Below are 18,151 nucleotides of genomic sequence, written 5' to 3'. Positions count from 1 at the left end.
ATGAACACCGCCTCCGTCCATCACCGCCCTCGCCTGTTCGCCGCCGGCCTGTTTGCAGGGCTGGCCCTGGTTACCGGCTTGGCGCAGGCCGAGGTGGTGTCGGCGGCGGCGGCCGAACAGCGGCTGCAGGAAGGGGCCCAGCCCTGGGATGTGCGCACCGCCTCTGCCGCCCCGCTGTTGCCGGGCGCCGTGCGACTGGACGCCCAGGCCTGCCTGGACTGGCTGGCTGCGGGCGATACGCAGGCCTTGAGCGCGGCGGTATCGGCCGCCGGCATCGATCTGTCGCGTGATGTGTTGATCTACGGCGAGGCCGGCGATGGCCGTGCACAAGCGCTCTACCAGGCCTTGCAGCAGCTGGCCACGGGCCGCGTGCTGTGGCTGGTGGGCGGTGTCCCCGAGTGGCAGATGAGCGGGCGCCAGACCGCCGCTTCGGCCGGTACTCGCCTGCCGGTGCCACAGCGCCTGGTGAGCCTGGGCGCTACGGTATCGGCCCGCATGGCCGCCGCCAGCCTGCGCGACCCCGCCGCGTCGCCCGAATTGCTGGCGACTCGCTGACTCCGGGCGAGGGCCGCCTCAGCCGCCCGGCTCAGTCATATTTGCGTGCGTCCTCGATCACCCGCCCGTCATTGGGCAGGGTTCCCGGCGCCAGCAGCAGCACCTCGGCGCGCAGCTTGGTGATGTCGCGCACCACGCCGGCCACCTGCTCGGCCAGGCCCTCGGCCGGCTCGGCCACCTCCAGCTTCAAGCTCATGCGGTCCTGGGCCATCTCGCCCTCGACCACCAGCCGCGCCCGCAGCACCGCCGGGAAGCGCTTGGCAATCTCGGCCACCTGGGCGGCATGGACAAACATGCCGCGCACCTTGGCGCTCTGGTCGGCCCGGCCCATCCAGCCCTTGATGCGGGTGTTGGTGCGGCCGGTCGGGCAAGTCCCCGGCAGCACGGCCGACAAGTCGCCGGTGCCAAAGCGTATCAGCGGGTAGTCGGCATTCAGGGTCGTGACGACCAGCTCGCCGACCTCGCCGTCCGGCACCGGATCGCCGCTGCCGGGGCGCACGATCTCGACGATCACACCCTCATCCAGCACCAGGCCCTCGCGGGCCGCCGTCTCATAGGCGATCAGGCCGAGGTCGGCGGTGGCATAGCACTGGTAGCCCTGCACGCCGCGCGCGATCAGCCAGTCGCGCAGCGAGGGCGGGAAAGCCTCGCCGCTGACCAAGGCCTTGGTGAGGGACAGGGTCTGGCCGGCCTCGGCCGCCTTGTCGAGCAGGATCTTCAGAAAGCTGGGCGTGCCGACATAGGCATCGGGCCGCAGCTCGGCAATGGCCTGCAGCTGCAGCTCGGTATTGCCGACGCCGCCCGGGAACACCGTGCAGCCCAGTGCATGGGCGCCGGTTTCCATCATCGAGCCGGCCGGGGTCAGGTGGTAGCTGAAGCTGTTGTGCACCAGCTCGCCGGCCGCGAAGCCGGCCGCATGCAGGGCGCGGGCGACCCGCCAGTAGTCGCCGGCCCGGCCTTCGGGCTCGTAAATCGTGCCGGGCGACTGGAACACGCGCCGGGCCGTGCCCCAGCCGATCGCCGCGAAACCGCCAAAGGGCTGGCCCGGGCGCTGCGCCTGCTGGCGCTCCAGCAGCTGCTGCTTGCGCGTCACCGGCAGGCGGGCGAGCGCCGCGCGGCTGCTGATGGTGCTGGCGTCGACGCCGGCCAGCAGCTCGGCAAAGGCCGGCGCCCGGCTTTGCGCATGGGCGATCTGGCCGGCCAGCGCGGCCATCAAGGCCTGCTCACGCTGCGCCGGGTCGCGGGTTTCGAGGGCGTCGTGGAAAGCCGTGCTGCTACTCATTTTTGTCATCCGTCCAGCGCGCCAGGCGCTTCTTGATCTCATCCTGCAGCGCACGCACATCGGCGCTGCTCTTGCAGGTCTTGCTGTCCCATTCGGGGCTGCGCGCCGGCCGCCGGGCCAGCCGGGCGGTCAGCTGGGTCGCGTCGATGCTCAGCTCGATCACGCTCAGGCCTTGCAGGGTGAAGCCGTTGCCGCGCTCGCTGAGCTGGCGCAGATCGCGCAAGGCGCGCTTGAGCTGGATCAGGGCCAGGTCGGGCTTGAAGGCCGGCGGGGCAAAGAAGTCCTGGGGTTCGTCGTCGCTCATCGCAGGCGCTCCCGGTTCAGGCCAACCAGCGCTTGCGGCGCTTGTAGCTCTTGACGTCCTTGAAGCTCTTGCGGTCGCCGCCGCCCATGCCCAGATAGAACTCCTTGACGTCCTCGTTCTCGCGCAGCGCCTTGGCCTCGCCGTCCATCACGACGCGGCCGTTCTCCAGGATGTAGCCGTAGTCGGCATAGCGCAGCGCCATATTGGTGTTCTGCTCGGCCAGGAAGAAGGTCGTGCCTTCCTTGCTGTTCAGGTCCTTGACGATCTCGAACACCTCTTCGACGATCTGCGGCGCCAGGCCCATCGAGGGCTCGTCGAGCAGCACCATCTTCGGGTTGGCCATCAGCGCGCGGCCGATCGCGCACATCTGCTGCTCGCCGCCCGAGGTGTAGGCAGCCTGCGAGCCGCGCCGCGTCTTCAGGCGCGGGAAGTAGTTGTAGACCTTCTCCAGGGTCTCGGCCACCGCCGCCTTGCCGTCCTTGCGGGTGTAGGCGCCGGTCATCAGGTTTTCCTCGATGCTGAGGTGGGCAAAGCAATGCCGGCCCTCCATCACCTGGATCACGCCGCGATCCACCATCGCCGAGGTGCTGAGCTTCTCGATGCGCTCGCCACGCAACTCGATGCTGCCCTTGGTGACCTCGCCGCGCTCGCCGGCCAGCAGGTTCGAGACCGCCCGCAAGGTGGTGGTCTTGCCGGCGCCGTTGCCGCCCAGCAAGGCCACGACCGCGCCCTCCTTGACCTGCAGGGACACGCCCTTCAGCACCAGGATCACATGGTTGTAGATGACCTCGATGCCGTTGACGTTCAGAAGAATATTGCTCATGGTCTCAGCCTCGTTGACTCGTCACAACGCCGCGCGCGGCGCTGTGACAAGGGCTCCGTCGGGAGCCCCGGCGCCCCCGATGGGGCGCGACGGAGAAGGGATCAGGACTGGCAGTCGGCCGGGGTGCGGCGATCCAGCTTCTTCTCGCTGCTGTACTTGTCGGCCGCCTGCTTGACCATGGGCTTCATGATCATCTCGTCGGCCTGGTACCAGTCGGAGCTGAAGGCCCACTTCTTGCCGTCCCAGGTCTGCACGCGCGCCCAGGCCGAGCCCATATGGTCGACGCAGGAGGTCGAGACCGGGCGCATCACACCGGCAAAGCCCAGGCCGTCGAGCTTCTTCTGGTCCAGCGCCAGGTTCTCCAGGCCCCAGCGCACCTGCTCGCCCGTCATGACCTTGCCCTTGCCGAAGCGCTCCTGGGCCCGCTTGACGCCCTCGACCGCCAGCATCGCCGAGATCATGCCGCGCATATACAGCACCTGGCCGACCTCGTCCTTCGGACCGGTGCCCTGGCCCTTGGCATGGACCTGGCTCAGGATGGCCTGGGTGACCTTGGCATCCGGGTGCACGCCATGCTGCATGGTCAGTGCGCTATAGCCCTTGGCGCCATCGGCCACGTCCTTGACGTCCGGCTCGGCGCCGGCCCACCAGACGCCGTACATCTTGTCGCGCGGATAGCCGGTGGCTTGCGCTTCCTTCAGCGAGGTGGTGTTCATCACGCCCCAGCCCCACAGCAGCACATAGTCGGGACGCTGCTGGCGGATCTGCAGCCAGGCCGACTTCTGCTCGACGCCGGGGTGTGTCACCGGGATCGAGTTGAACTCGAAGCCATGCATCTTGGCGCGCTCCTGCAGCAGCGGGATCGGCTCCTTGCCATAGGGGCTGTCGTGATAGACCAGGGTGATCTTCTTGCCCTTGAGCTTGTCCAGCCCGCCCTCCTTCTTGCCCAGATGCTGGATCAGCACGTCGGCGGCCATCCAGTAGGTGCCGATCAGCGGGAAGTTCCACTTGAACACGCCGCCGTCCTGGCTCTCGCTGCGGCCATAGCCGGCCGTGATCAGCGGGATCTTGTCGGCCGGGGCCTTCTCGGTCAGCGCGAAGGTCACGCCGGTGGACAGCGGCTGGAACACGGTGGCGCCGCCGTTCTTGCCCTTCAAGCGCTCATAGCATTCGACGCCGCGGTCGGTCGCATAGCCGAACTCGCACTCCTCGAAGGAGATCTTGACGCCGTTCATGCCGCCCTGGGCATTGACCAGCTTCAGGTAGTCGACATAGCCATTGGCCCAGGGCGTGCCGTTGGGGCCATAGGCGCCGGTGCGGTAGACCAGCACCGGGAAGAACTGTTCCTTGGCCTGGGCGAAGGCCGGGGCCGTGACCAGCGAGGCCAGGCCGGCACCGACCAGGGTGGCCGCTAGCGCGAAGCGCCTGATATTCAACGTCGTCATGCTTGTCTCCTAGAAAAAGCACTCTTGGGTGCCGGGTTGGTATGGCTTGACTTCAGTGCGGGAAAGGCCAGAGTCTGAGCTTCTCCTTGGCGGTGGACCAGAGCTTGGCCAGGCCATGGGGCTCGACGATCAGGAAGAACACGATCAGGGCGCCGAACACCATCGCCTCGGTATGGCTGACCAGGGCGGTGTCGACATTGATGCCGAACAGGCTGCCCAGCGCCGGCAGCGCCTGGTTCAGGAAGATCGGCAAAATCACGATGAAGGCGGCGCCGAAGAATGCCCCAGTGATGGAGCCCAGCCCGCCGATGATGACCATGAAGAGCAGCTGGAAGCTGCGGTCGATCGAGAAGGCCGCCGGCTCCCAGGAACCCAGGTGGACAAAGCCCCACAACCCGCCGGCCAAACCGACGATGAAGCTGCTGACCGCGAAGGCGCTGAGCTTGGCCTGCACCGGCCGGATGCCGATCACGCTGGCCGCCACATCCATGTCCCGCATCGCCATCCAGGAGCGGCCGATATGGCCGCGCACCAGGTTCTTGGCCAACCAGGCAAACACGATCACGAAGAGCAGGCAGAACAGATATTTCTGCAGCGGCGTGTTGATCGGCAGGCCCAGCACCTGCAGGCCCGAGACGCTGACCGAGCCGGAGGCCGATTCATTGGTGAACCATTTGATGCGCAGAAAGGCCCAGTCGGTGAAGAACTGGGCAGCCAGGGTCGCGACCGCCAGGTACAGGCCCTTGATGCGCAGCGAGGGAATGCCGAAGAAGACGCCGACCACGGTCGCGCACAGCCCGCCCAGCAGCAGGGCCGGGATCAGCGGCATGCCGGGAATGCGGACAAAGAAGTTGTAGGCCGCATAAGCGCCCACCGCCATGAAGGCGCCGGTGCCCAGCGAGATCTGGCCGCAGTAGCCGACCAGGATATTGAGCCCGATCGCGGCCAGCGACAGGATCAGGAAGGGGATGAAGATGGCCCGCAGCATGTACTCGTCGGCCAGGGCCGGCACCAGCAGCAGGGCCGCAGCGATGATCAGGCCGATGACAAAGCGGTCCTGCGCGATCGGGAAGATCTGCTGGTCGGCCCGGTACGAGGTCTTGAACTGGCCGTTCTCACGATAGAGCATGGTCTGTGTCTCCTGGGCTCAGACGCGGTCAATGATTTTTTCGCCGAACAGACCCTGAGGCCTGAAGAGCAGGAACACCAGCGCCAAGACATAGGCAAACCAGATCTCGATGCCGCCGCCCAGCATCGGCCCGATATAGGCCTCGGACAGCTTCTCGCCGACGCCGATCAAGAGGCCGCCGATGATGGCACCCGGCACCGAGGTCAGGCCGCCCAGGATCACCACCGGCAGCGCCTTCAGCGCCACCAGCGACAGCGAGAACTGCACGCCCAGCTTGGAGCCCCAGATGATGCCGGCCACCAGCGCGACGAAACCGGCCACGCTCCAGACGATGACCCAGATGCGCTTGAGCGGAATGCCGATCGACTGGGCGGCCTGGTGGTCATCGGCCACCGCGCGCAGCGCCCGGCCGGTCGAGGTGTACTGGAAGAACAGCGCCAGCGCGCCGACCAGGGCGGCGGCCACGACGGTCGCGATCAGGTCTTCCTGGCCCACCAGGATGCCGCCCTGGAACACGCTCTCGAACAGGAACAGCGGATCCTTGGGCATGCCGACATCGATCTTGTAGATGTCCGAGCCGAAGATGGTCTGGCCGAAGCCGTCGATGAAATAGGTGATGCCCAGCGTCGCCATCAGGAGCGTGATGCCCTCCTGATTGACCAGCTTGCCCAGCACCAGGCGCTCGATGCACCAGGCCAGCGCGATCATGATGGCCATCGCGACGGCGAAGGCCAGCACATTGACGACCAGCTTGCTCTCGATGCCGGTCCACTGCGGGATCCATTCGGAGAAGCGCGCCATCGCCAGCGCCGCGAACAGCACCATCGCGCCCTGCGCGAAGTTGAAGACGCCGCTGGCCTTGAAGATCAGCACAAAGCCCAGCGCGATCAGCGAGTACAGCATGCCGGCCATCAGGCCGCCGATCAGGGTTTCGAGAAACGGTCCCATGTTCTTGTCCTCAGTGGCTGGTGCCGAGATAGGCGCTGATCACGTCCTCGTTGGCGCGCACCTCGTCGGGCGCGCCATCGCCGATCTTCTTGCCGTAGTCCAGCACGACGACGCGGTCCGAGATGTCCATCACCACGCCCATGTCATGCTCGATCAGCACGATGGTGGTGCCGAACTCGTCATTGACATCGAGGATGAAGCGGCACATGTCCTGCTTCTCCTCGACATTCATGCCGGCCATCGGCTCGTCCAGCAAGAGCACCTGCGGCTCCATCGCCAGCGCGCGGCCCAGGTCGACGCGCTTTTGCAGGCCGTAGGGCAGGCGCCCGACCGGGGTCTTGCGATAGGCCGGGATCTCGAGGAAATCGATGATGCGCTCGACCTTCTCGCGCTGCGCGATCTCCTCGCGCTCGGCCGCGCCCCAACGGACCGCCTGCTGGAAGATATTGGTCTTCATGCGCAGATTGCGGCCGGTCATGATGTTGTCCAGCACGCTCATGCCCTTGAACAGGGCCAGGTTCTGGAAGGTGCGCGCCACGCCCATCTCCGCCACCTGGCGCGAGTTCATGTGCTTGAAGGTCTGGCCCTTGAAGGTGATCGAGCCTTGCTGCGGCTGGTAGACGCCGTTGATGCAGTTCAGCATCGAGCTCTTGCCGGCACCGTTGGGGCCGATGATGGCGCGGATCTCATGCTCACGCACGTTGAACGAGATATCGGTCAGCGCCTTGACGCCGCCGAAAGCCAGCGAGATGTTCTGCACGTCGAGGATCACTTCCCCGATCTTCTTCTCGGCCATCAGGCGGCCCTCCTGACTGCGGGAAAGGTCTTCACATCAACGATCTTCAGATCGGCCGACACGCTGCCGCTGCGCCCGTCCTCGAACTTCACTGCGGTCTCGATGAACTGCGAGCTTCTGCCGCCATACAGCGCATCAATGAGCACCGCGTACTTGTCGGCCACCGCGCCGCGCCGCACCTTGCGCGTGCGGGTCAGCTCGCCGTCGTCGGCATCGAGTTCCTTGTGCAGTATCAGGAAGCGGCTGATCTGGCTGCCGGCCAGCAGCTCGTCCTGGGCCAGGTCGGCATTGACCTGCTCGACGCAGTCGCGTATGAACTCATAGACCTCGGGTTTTTGCGCCAGGTCGGTATAGCCGGCATAGGGCAGGTTGCGGCGCTCGGCCCAGTTGCCCACCGCCTCGAAGTCGATATTGATGAAGGCGCAGCAGCGCTCGCGCTTGTCGCCGAAGGCCACCGCCTCCTTGATATGGGCGAAGAACTTCAGCTTGTTCTCGACATACTTGGGCGCGAACATCGCGCCGTCATTGGGGCCGCCGGCGATGCGGCCGACATCCTTGGCGCGGTCGATGATCTTCAGGTGGCCGCTGGCATCGATGAAGCCGGCGTCGCCGGTGTGGTACCAGCCATCCGGCGTCAGCACCTCGGCCGTCGCGGCCTCGTTCTTGTAATAGCCCTTCAGCAGCCCCGGCGACTTGACCAGGATCTCGCCGCTGTCGGCCAGCTTGATCTGCACGCCGTCGATCGGCACGCCGACCGTGTCCGCGCGCGCCTGGTGGTCCGGCTGCAGGCAGACAAACACGGCCGTCTCGGTCGAGCCGTAGAGCTGCTTCAGATTGATGCCTATGCTGCGGTAGAAGCTGAACAGATCGGGGCCTATGGCCTCGCCGGCCGTGTAGGCCACGCGCACCCGCGACAGCCCCAGCGTGTTGCGCAGCGGGCCGTAGATCAGCAGATTGCCCAGCGCATACAGCAGCTTGTCGCTGCCGCCCACCGGCTTGCCGTCCATCAGCGCCGGCCCGACGCGACGCGCCAGGCTCATGCAGCGCGCGAACAGCCAGCGCTTGATCGCGCCGGCATCCTCCATGCGTATCATCACGCTGGTCAAGAGGCCTTCGAAGACCCGCGGCGGCGCGAAGTAATAGGTCGGGCCGATCTCCTTCAGATCGATGGAGACGGTGCTGGTCGACTCGGGGCAGTTGACCACATAGCCGCAGGCCAGCCACTGCGCGTAGCTGAAGATGTTCTGGCCTATCCAGGCCGGCGGCAGATAGGCCAGCACCTCTTCGCTGCTGCTCAGATTGTCGAAGCGAGCGCCGGCCTGGGCGCGGTCGATCAGGCTGGTGTGGGTATGGACCACGCCCTTGGGATTGCCGGTCGTGCCCGAGGTAAAGAACATCGCCGCCACATCGCCGGGCTCGCTGAGCTGGACCTGGGCATCGTAGAAAGCCGGGTGGGCATGGGCATGCTGGCGGCCGCGCGCGCACAAATCATCCAGCGAGGCCAGACCCAGCTCGGCATAGTTGCGCAGGCCGCGCGGGTCGTCGAACCAGATGTGCTGCAGCTGCGGGCATTGCTCGCGGATCTCCAGGAGCTTGTCGACCTGCTCCTGGTCCTCGACCACCGCGAAGGCGATCTCGGCGTTGTTGATCGGGAAGACGAACTCGGCGCTGACCGCGTCCTGGTACAGCGGCACCGGAATCGCGCCCAGCGACTGGGCCGCCAGCATGCTGGCATACAGCCGCGGCCGGTTCTCGCCGACCACCACCAGATGCTGGCCGCGCTTGAGCCCGGCCTGGGCCAGGCCATGGGCCAGCTCGCGCACCAGCAAGGCCAGCTGCGCCCATGTCAGCGTCTGCCAGATGCCGTATTCCTTCTCGCGCAAGGCAGCGGCATCGGGCCGTCGCGCCGCGTGGTCGATCAAGAGCCTGGGGAAAGTCGTCGCCACCATCTGTCTCCTGTGCTGTCCGCACCGCCGGGCGGTGCTGGTGCATGGCGCCCTTCTGCGGGGCTTGCATGCCTTCAGTGGGTGCAATACTAGGCCTGACTTTGACGCCAGGCTGTCGTTGCGACGACATTCCTAGGGACACCCCGGGGGCGTGCTTTCCCGGGGGTGTCCAGGAGTTGCTTGTAAGCCTGCTGTCAAGCTGCACGATAAAGACTGCGCCATGACCGTCTCCGCCTTCTCCAGCCCCAGCGGCGCGCCCTTGCGCCAGCGCGCCCGCGCCGCCACCCGCAGCGAGCTCGACGCCATTCCCTGGCTGGCCGTGCTGGAGCCGGCGCAGCGCGAGCAGGCAGTGGCCGAGTTGCAGGTGGCCGATGCCGAGGTCGGCGAGCGGGTCTGCCGCATCGGCCGGCAAGCCAATTTCTGGTTCGGCGTCGTCGACGGCCTGCTGAAGATGAGCAATGACGACTCGACCGGCCAGGCCATCACCTTCACCGGCGTGCCGCCGGGCGGCTGGTTCGGCGAGGGGACGCTGCTCAAGCGCGAGGTCTATCGCTACAACATCCAGGTGCTGCGCAAGAGCGTGGTGGCCGGCCTGCCGATCGACACTTTTCACGAGCTGCTGGAGCACAGCATCGGCTTCAACCGCTTTGTGCTGAACCAGCTCAACGAGCGCCTGGGCCAGTTCATCGCGGCGCGCGAAACCGACCGCATCGGCAACCCCGATGTGCGCGTGGCCCGCAACCTCGCCGCGCTATTCCACCCGCAGCTCTACCCCGGTGTCGGCAGCATGCTGCGCATCACCCAGCAGGAGCTGGGCTATCTGGTCGGCCTGTCGCGCCAGCGCGTCAACGAGGCCTTGAAGCGCCTGCACGAGCAGCAGCTGATCAGCGTCGAGTACGGCGGGCTGCGGGTGCTGGATCTGCAGGGGCTGCGCAGCTTTCCGATGCGCGCCACCTGAGCGGAATCAGCGGCGACGCCGCGTCAGACGGCCCACGGCAAACAAGCCTGCCAGCAGCAGGGCCCAGCTGCCGGGCTCGGGCACGGCGCTGACTTCCAGCGCGATGAACTGGGTGAACTGAGTGCCCGAGAAGTTGTTGTCCGAAACCAGGATCAGGGTTTGTTTGCCGTTGACGACCGGCCCCAGGGTCAAACCTTCGATATTGTCGGTGGCCAGAAAACTGCCGTCATCGTTTTGCAGCGTGGACAGGTCTGCAAGCAAGGTCTTCTCGGCGGGGGTGTAGCTGGCGCCGCTCAGATCGCCGATGCCGGAGATGTCGGTCGCCGCACGCGCATCCACATGGAACAGGCGGATGGTGTTGCCGGTAACCGGAGTGCCCGGCGTCACCGCACCGGCGGCGAAGGAGCGTTCGATGGCAATGAACTGGCGGTCGCCGATGGCCAGCAGGTCGGTGAGGCCGTTGGTGGCGAAGCCGTTGGCCGGATTCGGCGCAATGACCACCGGCGCCACCTGGTAGGCGTACTGCGCAGCGGCCGCGCCGGAAGCGACATCGAAGGCCAGGATGCGCGCCGTCGAGCCGTTGGCAAGCGCTGACGGCGGGCTGTCCTGGGCCAGCCCGTTCTCGGTGGCGGTGTAGAGCGTCTTGCCGTCGGTGGACAGGGTCAGGCTCTCGAAGGCCAGATTGTTGTGGACGCCCCTATCGCCCGCGGCCAGGCCCGAGTTGCTGCCCACCGGATTGAAGTCGCCGGGCACGCTGAAGCTGCGCACATGGCTGCCGTCGAGCTTCATCTCGCGCACGCTGGGGTTCTGGAAGCCCGCCGCCGAACGTTGGCCTTCGTTGCTCCAGTACAGGGTGCCGGTGCCGGCGTTGTAGCGAAGGCCCTCCGGATCCACGGTGTTGAGTCCGAACGCGCCGCCCTCGGGGCGCTGCAGGGTGGTGACGCTGCTGAAGCCAACGCCCGCCATGCCGGGCGTGGCTGAGCGGCTGAACCGAGCGATGTCCAGATTGAGCGTGTAAAAGCGCGCGGGGTTGAGGCCCGAGCGGTCATCGCTGATGGCGAAATAGCGCTGCTTGGCGGCGTCGAAATCGATGCCGGACAGTCCGCCCACCGTGGTGCCGGCGTACGAGGTGCCGCTGGGCACGATCTGCTGGCCCAGATAGCTCAGGCTGATGGGTGCGTCGGCATGGGCCGACAAGGTCAGCAGGCCCAGGGTCAGGGCAAGGGTCAGGGGCTTGAGCGAGTTCATGCGAGTCCTTCGGGCAGAAGCCCTGATCGCTCAGGGCTGTCGTGGAGGGGCGAGACCGGCGGCCGCGACGCCGGCTTTGCCGGGCGCACAGCGGTCGGAGTCTGCGCTCAGGCCTGCTATGTTCCAGCTTCAGCGTGACTTTTTGACGGCCGGGCGAGCCCCTGCCATGGTCTGTTCAGACCAGCCGGCCGATTCAGCCCTGCCCAGGCCCCGAGCTTCGGCGCAAGGCCCGCCCGGCCCGCGCCAGCACCGCCGCACCGCCGTCATAGGCCTGCCGCCCGTTGACGAAAACCGCATCTATGCCTTGCGAGCGCAAGAGCGGCGCCTCGAAGCTGGCCAGGTCCTGCACCCGCTCGGGGTCGAACACGACGACATCGGCGGCCCAGCCGGGGCGCAGCTCGCCACGCTCTTGCAGGCGGAACTGGCGTGCCGACAGGCCGGTCATCTTGTGCACCGCCTGCTCCAAGGTGAACAGGCCGCGTTCGCGCCAGTAGCGCGCCAGCACGCGCGGGAACGCGCCCCACAGCCGTGGGTGCGGATGGCGGTCATGCGGCAGGCCGTCGGAACCTATCATCGTCAGCCGGTGCGCGAGCACCCGCTCGACATCGTCCTCATGCATCTGGAAGTAGCAGGCGCCACCCGGCTGCAGGCGCCGGCAGGCTTCTTTCTGGTCGACGCCCCACTCGGCCGCGATATCGGCCAGGCTGCGCCCGCCCAGTTCGGGATAGGGCTCGCTCCAGGTCAGCAGCACCTCGATGACGCCGTCGACCAGGTCCTCGCGCAGCACGGTGGAGCCGGCCAGATAGGGGTAGACGTCCAGGCCCACGCCCTGGCGTGCGGCGAAACGATCGATCAGCGGCAAGGTCTCCTGCGTGCGGCCCCAGTTGGCCGGGCCGGCGCATTTGTGGTGCGAGAAGATCAGCGGCACCCCGGCCTCGAAGGCGGTGTCGGCGGCCTCGTGCATGGCCTCCAGGATCGCCGCCATCTCGTCGCGCAGATGGCTCGCATAGACGCCGCCATGGCGGGCCACGACGCGTGCCAGCGCCAGCACCTCGGCGGCCGGCGCGGCGGCAGCCGGCTGGTAGAACAGGCCCGAGGACAGGCCTTGCGCGCCCTCGGCCAGCGCCGCGTCCAGCAGCGCCTCCATGCGGGCCAGCTCGGCCGGCAACGCGGGCCGTGTCACGTCGCTCATCGTCGCGAAGCGCAGCGCCGTGTGGCCGATCAGCGAGACCACGTTGACCGCCGGCAGCGCCGCGTTGACCGCCTCCTGATAGGCCGCGAAGCTGGCGAAGCGAAAGCCCGTGCGGCCCAGCAGGTTCAAGGGCGGCTGCGGTGCCTCGGTCAGCAGCGGCACCAGCGAGATGCCGCAGTTGCCGGCCACCACGGTGGTGATGCCTTGCGAGATCTTGGGCAGGCAATCGGGCTGCTCCAGCACCAGCGCGTCGTCATGGGTGTGCACATCGATGAAGCCCGGCGCGATCACCTTGCCGGCGCAGTCGAGGCGGCGCGCGCTGGCGCTCGTCAGCCCCTCGCCCATCGCCACGATGCGCTCGCCCTGCAGCAGCACATCGCCGCGCCAGGCCGGCGTCGCGCCCGAGCCGTCGACGATCAGCCCGCCATGCAGCAGCCAGGACTCACTCATGGGGCACCTGCCAGTTCAGCAGCGGATGGTCGTGCGTGTCGATGCCATGGCGCTGCAGCACCTCGCGCACGCTTTGCAGGCGATAGACCGCCGGCTCGCCGATCACCTTGGCGATCAGCACGGTCAGCACCTCGATGGCGGTCAGATGGGCCAGATAGGCCTCGGTGCCCACATGCATCACCGCGTCCTCCGGCACCTTCAGGCCCAGCACGATGTCGGCATTGGCGGCCAGCTTGGTGCCCGGCTGGGTCAGCGCGATCACGGTCGCCCCCTGGGCCCGTGCCACGGCCACCGCCTCCAGCAGCAGCGGCATGCCGCCGACATGGGAGATCGCGACGACCACGCCGCCCGGTCCCTGCGTGGCCGCGGCCAGCAGCTGCGAATGGAAGTCGGACCAGGCGTTGGACACCAGGCCTAGGCGGAACAGCCGCGCATGCAGATCGGCGGCCATGAAGTTGGAGGTCGCGCCGGCCGCCAGCGCATCGATGCGGGTCGCGTGGGCGATCGCGTGGGCGGCCGCGTCCAGGGCCTGGGCGTCGAGCTGGCTGCTCAGGCCGGCGATGGTGCCGGCCGCCCCGCGCGTGATCTTGTGGGCCACCTGCTCGGTGGTGTCCTGCAGCTGCACGCGGCGGTGCAGCGGCGAGCCGCCGACGGCCATCTCCTGCGCCAGCGCCAGCTTGAACTCGCGCAGCCCGGCGAAGCCCAGATCGCGGCAGGCCCGCATGATGGTGGGCACCGAGGCGCCGCTGCGCGCCGCCAGCGCCTCGAAGCTCTCGTCCAGCACGCGCTCCGGATCCTCCAGCATCAGCGCGAAGATCGCGCGGCGCGCGGCCGGCGCTTTCTGCTGCGCCTCGGCGATCGCGGCCATCAGGCCTTTGTGATTGCTGCTATGGCTCATCTTAGAAATGGGTCAGCACCGCGTCGCTGACGCGGTAGTCGTTCTCGACGATGGGCAGCCAAGTCCATTTGTCGAAGGTCGTGCAGGGATGCGAGATGCCCAGGCCCAGCCGGTCGCCGACCTGCGGGCCCAGCGCGGCGGCCGGGTCCCAGCGCAGATGGGCGTGCTGGTCATTGAGCCCGGTGATGCGCCAGGCGGCCGGTGCGGCCAGCGGCGCGCGCGAGTCCAGCGGCGCATGCCAGACGGGGGTGGGCAGATCGATGTCGAAGGAGATGTCGCGCCGGCCCACGGCCAGGATGGCCAGGCCCGGCTCGGGGCAGGACTGCACCAGGGCCCAGACCTCCAGCGCGCTCTGCAGGCCGTCGACATGCCGGCAGCGCTGGTCCAGCACGCTGACCAGGCGCTTGTAGTGGCCATGGTCATGGGTGATGTAGCAGCCCGAGCGCAAGAGGCCCAGCACCGGCTTGCCCAGGCGCGGCCGCAGCGCGCCGGCCACCAGATCGAAGATGCCCGAGCCGCCGGCCGAGACGATGATCTCGTCGGCCGCGTCGAACCAGCCGCGCTCGGCGCAGCTGCGGGCCACCGCCTGCACCCGCGCCATCAGCGCGTCGGCATAGGCGGTGTCGACCGCGCTGTCGCCGGTGGCGCCCAGGCCCTCATAGCACTCGATGCCCGCCAGCCGGAACACCGGACTGGCGTGCAGATGCGCGGCCAGCGCCAGCGCCTCGGCCTCGTCGCGCGTGCCGCTGCGGCCGCCGACCAGGCCGATCTCCAGCAGCACCTCGAAAACAGGTGCCAGGTCTTGCCTCTGGTGCCAGCGCTCGATCAGCGCGCACTGGGCCAGCGAGTCGACCAGAAAGACCACGCGCAGATCGGCGTGCTGCCCGAGCAGCGCCGCCAGACCGGCCAGGTCGGCCTCGCTGCAGACCTGGTTGGCGATCACCGCGCGGCGAACGCCGCTGGCGACGCCGACCGCCAGCTGCTTGATGGTCGCAAAGCTGATGCCCCAGGCGCCGGCATCGAGCTGGCGCTGGAACAGCTGCGGGCTCATCGTCGTCTTGCCATGCGGCGCCAGCGCCACGCCCTGGCTCTGCGCATAGGCCTGCATCCAGCGGACGTTGTGCTCCAGCGCCTCGCGCTTGATCACGGCCAGCGGCAAGGGCAGATCGCCGGCCAGCACATTCCATTGCTTGGCGGCCAGCTCGGCCAGCGGCAGCGGCGGCTCGGTCAGCGGAAAGCCTTTCAGCGCGGCACTCAGGACAACAGGCGTGGTCATACGAAAAGCTCCTGGCGCCAGCAGGCCGAGAAACGGCCGGGACGCACTTCGGTCAAGGGGGGTTGGGCCTCGGCGCAGCGCGCCTGGGCCTCGGGGCAGCGGGTGCGGAACACGCAGCCCGAGGGCGGGTTCATCGGGCTGGGGATGTCGCCCTGCAGCGGCACCGGGCGGTACGGCGCCTCGGGGTCGGGCTGGGGCGAGGCGGCCAGCAACGCGCGAGTGTAGGGGTGCAGCGGCTGGGCATAGAGCGCCTCGGTCTCGGCCACCTCCATCACGCGACCCAGATACAGCACGACGACGCGGTCGCACAGGTACTCGACCACATCGAGGTCATGCGAGATGAAGAGCATCGTCAGCTTGAAGCGCTCGCGCAGATCGCACAGCAGGTTGACGACCTGGGACTGGATAGACACATCGAGCGCCGACAGCGGCTCGTCGGCGACGATGAACTCCGGCTCGACCGCCAGCGCGCGCGCGACGCCGATGCGCTGGCGCTGGCCGCCGCTGAACTCATGCGGGAAGCGCGTGCCATGCTCGGGGCGCAGGCCCACCAGGTCCAGCAGCTCGGCGATGCGCGCCGCCCGCGCCTCGCGGCCCTTGGCCAGGCCATGGGTGTCCAGCGCCTCGCCGAGGATGTCGGCGATGCGCATCTTCGGATTCAGGCTGGCATAGGGGTCCTGGAAAATGATCTGCAGCTTGCGGCGCAGCTCGCGCATGCGGCCGCTGCCGGCCCGGGTGATGTCCTCGCCGCGATACAGCACCTGGCCGGCGCTGGGGTCGATCAGCCGCAAGAGGCTGCGGCCCAGCGTACTCTTGCCCGAACCCGATTCGCCGACCAGGCCCAGGGTCTCGCCGGGCTGTATCGTGAAGCTGACATCGTCGACCGCGCGCACCGGCTTCCTGGCATCGCCGAAATAGCGCTTCAACTGGCGCACCTCGATCAGCGGCTGTTGTTGTTCTCGATGCATCAGACCCACTCCTCGACATGGATGCAGCGCGCCTGGCGCTCGGCGGAAGCCTGCGCCAGCAGCGCCGGCATGGCCTCGCGGCAGCGCGCCTCGGCGCGGTCGCAGCGCGGCTCGAAGGCGCAGCCGGGCGGCGGCGCCAGCGGGCTGGCGACCTGGCCACGGATCGCGAACAGGCGCTTGGGTCGCGGCTCGCCCGGCTTGCGCGCCTTGGCCGGCAGGCAGTTCAGCAGGCCCTGGGTATAGGGGTGTTGCGGTGTGGCGAACAGCGGCCGCACCGGCGCGCTCTCGACGACGCGGCCGGCATACATCACCACCACCTGATCGGCATGGTGGGCGACGACGCCCAGGTTGTGGGTGATGAAGAGCATGCTCATGCCGGTCTCGCGCTGCAGCCGGCCCATCAGCGCCAGGATCTGCGCCTGTATGGTCACGTCCAGCGCGGTGGTCGGCTCGTCGGCGATCAAGAGGCGCGGCTCGCAGGCCATCGCCAGCGCAATCATCACGCGCTGGCGCATGCCGCCGGAGAGCTGGTGCGGGTATTCATGCAGGCGCTGGCCGGCGGCCGGGATCTCGACCAGCTCCAGCATGCGCTTGGCGGCGGCCAGCGCGGCCGCGCGCTCCAGGCCCTTGTGCAGGCGCAGGCTCTCGGCGATCTGCTCGCCTATCGTCAGCACCGGGTTCAGGCTGGTCATCGGCTCCTGGAAGATCATCGCGATCTCGTTGCCGCGCAGCGCCCGGGCCTGCTTGGGCGGCAGGCTCAGCAGATCGACCTGGCGGCCGTCGCGGCACAGGAACTCGGCGCGGCCGCTGATCTGCGCGCCGCAGTCCTTGGGCAGCAGGCCCATCAGCGTCAGGCTGGTGACCGATTTGCCCGAGCCCGATTCGCCGACCAGGGCGGTCGTGCGGCCCGGCAGCACCTCGAAGCTGACATCGGCGACCGCACGCACCAGGCCATCATGGGCCGGGAAGGCGGTGCCCAGGCCCTGGACACTCAGCAGAGGCTCGTGACGGCTACTACTCATCGCATCGACTTCTTCAGTTTCGGGTCCAGCAGATCGCGCACGCCGTCGCCGACCAGTTGCAAGGACAGCGCCGTGAAGATGATGGCCAGGCCCGGGAACAGCACGACCCAGAAGGCCTGGTGCGCATAGCTCTGGCTGCCCGCCACCATCGTGCCCCAGGTGGGGATGTCGGGCGGCACGCCGACGCCCAGAAAGGACAGGCCGGCCTCGGCCAGGATGGCATAGGCGAAGATGAAGGACAGCTGCACCAGCACCGGCGACAGCAGATTCGGCAGGATGTGGCGCCACAGGATGCGCCCCGTGCTGACGCCGACCGCGCGCGCCGCCTCGACGAAGAGCAGCTCGCGCAGCACCAGGGTCGAGGCCCGCACCACCCGCGCGACGCGCGGCGTGTAGACCAGCACCAGGGCCAGCACGACGTTGAACATCGAAGGCCCGAGTATGGCCACCAGCGCGATCGCCAGCAGGATGTCGGGGAAGGACATCATCGCGTCGACCAGGCGCATCAGCGGCCCGTCCAGGCGCTTGAAGAAGCCGGCCACCAGGCCCAGCAAGGTGCCCATCAAGACGGCGCCGAGCGCGGTGCTGGCGGCGATCATCAGCGAGTAGCGGCCGCCATGGACGATGCGGGCATAGACATCGCGGCCCAGCTCGTCGGTGCCCAGCCAGTGCGCGGCGCCGGGGCCGCGCAGCCGCTCCATGATGGCGGTGTCGTTCGGGTCGAAGCGGCCGAAGGCCTCGGCGCCCAGCGCCAGCACCGAGATCAGCGCCAGCACGACCATGGCCAGCAGCACGATGCGGCGGCGCACCAGTTGTTTGAGAGCGAGCGGCACTTTCATGGCTTCCTGCCTGGCCGCCCAAAGGGAAGCCGCGCCCCCTCGGGGGGCAGTGAACGAAGTGAGCGTGGGGGC

17 protein-coding genes are annotated in these 18,151 nt (G+C 68.1%); 2 read left to right on the top strand and 15 right to left on the bottom strand.

The annotated features are described in order from the left end of the window. Positions 1–555 (top strand): rhodanese-like domain-containing protein, encoded by a 555-nt coding sequence (locus ABGI63_RS09045; RefSeq protein ID WP_349742118.1) that lies wholly within the window; start codon positions 1–3, stop codon positions 553–555. Positions 556–586: 31 nt separating this feature from the next. On the opposite strand, the gene ABGI63_RS09040 is transcribed toward ABGI63_RS09045, so the two are convergent. The 8 genes from ABGI63_RS09040 to ABGI63_RS09005 all read right to left on the bottom strand — a co-directional run bounded on the left by ABGI63_RS09040 (position 587) and on the right by ABGI63_RS09005 (position 9,228). Beyond that, entirely contained in the window at positions 587–1,837 is a 1,251-nt protein-coding gene (locus ABGI63_RS09040; RefSeq protein WP_349742117.1) for a phenylacetate--CoA ligase family protein, read from the bottom strand. Next, the gene (locus tag ABGI63_RS09035; protein ID WP_349742116.1) at positions 1,830–2,141 is read right to left on the bottom strand and encodes a hypothetical protein; all 312 of its coding nucleotides are present in this window, start codon (positions 2,139–2,141) and stop codon (positions 1,830–1,832) included. The genes ABGI63_RS09040 and ABGI63_RS09035 overlap by 8 nt, the downstream gene beginning before the upstream one ends. Before the next feature lie 16 nt (positions 2,142–2,157). Beyond that, a complete protein-coding gene (locus tag ABGI63_RS09030) occupies positions 2,158–2,964 on the bottom strand; it encodes an ABC transporter ATP-binding protein (RefSeq protein WP_137941096.1) in 807 nt (268 codons plus the stop codon). 101 nt (positions 2,965–3,065) lie between these two features. Then, positions 3,066–4,409 (bottom strand): ABC transporter substrate-binding protein, encoded by a 1,344-nt coding sequence (locus tag ABGI63_RS09025; protein ID WP_432767390.1) that lies wholly within the window; start codon positions 4,407–4,409, stop codon positions 3,066–3,068. A gap of 52 nt (positions 4,410–4,461) precedes the next feature. After that, positions 4,462–5,538, bottom strand: coding sequence for a branched-chain amino acid ABC transporter permease (locus ABGI63_RS09020; protein ID WP_349742115.1), 1,077 nt, complete (start codon positions 5,536–5,538; stop codon positions 4,462–4,464). Positions 5,539–5,556: 18 nt separating this feature from the next. Continuing rightward, entirely contained in the window at positions 5,557–6,486 is a 930-nt protein-coding gene (locus tag ABGI63_RS09015; RefSeq protein WP_262970003.1) for a branched-chain amino acid ABC transporter permease, read from the bottom strand. A gap of 10 nt (positions 6,487–6,496) precedes the next feature. Beyond that, positions 6,497–7,282: an ABC transporter ATP-binding protein gene (locus ABGI63_RS09010; protein WP_349742114.1), complete on the bottom strand. Its 786-nt coding sequence runs from the start codon at positions 7,280–7,282 to the stop codon at positions 6,497–6,499. Further along, on the bottom strand, positions 7,282–9,228 hold the full coding sequence (locus tag ABGI63_RS09005) for an AMP-dependent synthetase/ligase (RefSeq protein ID WP_349742113.1): 1,947 nt from the start codon (positions 9,226–9,228) through the stop codon (positions 7,282–7,284). Before ABGI63_RS09005 ends, ABGI63_RS09010 begins: the two co-directional genes overlap by 1 nt. A gap of 220 nt (positions 9,229–9,448) precedes the next feature. Here ABGI63_RS09005 and ABGI63_RS09000 point away from each other — a divergent pair, with 220 nt between their 5' ends. Continuing rightward, complete coding sequence (locus ABGI63_RS09000) at positions 9,449–10,186, top strand: Crp/Fnr family transcriptional regulator (protein ID WP_137941101.1); 738 nt, start codon at positions 9,449–9,451, stop codon at positions 10,184–10,186. 6 nt (positions 10,187–10,192) lie between these two features. Here the strand turns inward: ABGI63_RS09000 and ABGI63_RS08995 are convergent, their stop codons facing one another. From ABGI63_RS08995 to ABGI63_RS08965, 7 genes are all read right to left on the bottom strand, one after another. Beyond that, positions 10,193–11,434 (bottom strand): esterase-like activity of phytase family protein, encoded by a 1,242-nt coding sequence (locus ABGI63_RS08995; RefSeq protein ID WP_349742112.1) that lies wholly within the window; start codon positions 11,432–11,434, stop codon positions 10,193–10,195. A 193-nt stretch (positions 11,435–11,627) separates the two neighbouring features. After that, positions 11,628–13,076, bottom strand: coding sequence for an N-acyl-D-amino-acid deacylase family protein (locus tag ABGI63_RS08990; protein ID WP_349742111.1), 1,449 nt, complete (start codon positions 13,074–13,076; stop codon positions 11,628–11,630). Beyond that, positions 13,069–13,974, bottom strand: coding sequence for a MurR/RpiR family transcriptional regulator (locus ABGI63_RS08985; protein WP_269838668.1), 906 nt, complete (start codon positions 13,972–13,974; stop codon positions 13,069–13,071). Before ABGI63_RS08985 ends, ABGI63_RS08990 begins: the two co-directional genes overlap by 8 nt. Before the next feature lies 1 nt (position 13,975). Next, positions 13,976–15,250 (bottom strand): alanine racemase, encoded by a 1,275-nt coding sequence (locus ABGI63_RS08980; protein ID WP_349742110.1) that lies wholly within the window; start codon positions 15,248–15,250, stop codon positions 13,976–13,978. Next, positions 15,247–16,218, bottom strand: coding sequence for an ABC transporter ATP-binding protein (locus tag ABGI63_RS08975; RefSeq protein WP_349742109.1), 972 nt, complete (start codon positions 16,216–16,218; stop codon positions 15,247–15,249). Before ABGI63_RS08975 ends, ABGI63_RS08980 begins: the two co-directional genes overlap by 4 nt. Then, on the bottom strand, positions 16,218–17,240 hold the full coding sequence (locus tag ABGI63_RS08970; RefSeq protein ID WP_349742108.1) for an ABC transporter ATP-binding protein: 1,023 nt from the start codon (positions 17,238–17,240) through the stop codon (positions 16,218–16,220). Before ABGI63_RS08970 ends, ABGI63_RS08975 begins: the two co-directional genes overlap by 1 nt. After that, positions 17,237–18,079: an ABC transporter permease gene (locus tag ABGI63_RS08965; protein ID WP_349742107.1), complete on the bottom strand. Its 843-nt coding sequence runs from the start codon at positions 18,077–18,079 to the stop codon at positions 17,237–17,239. Before ABGI63_RS08965 ends, ABGI63_RS08970 begins: the two co-directional genes overlap by 4 nt. Positions 18,080–18,151: the final 72 nt, after the last annotated feature.

It is taken from the genome of Roseateles cavernae, assembly GCF_040187885.1.
Classification (GTDB): Bacteria; Pseudomonadota; Gammaproteobacteria; order Burkholderiales; family Burkholderiaceae_C; genus Roseateles_E; species Roseateles_E cavernae.
The sequence above is the reverse complement of the archived record's forward strand: the minus strand, read 5'-3'. Positions and strand labels throughout refer to the sequence as shown.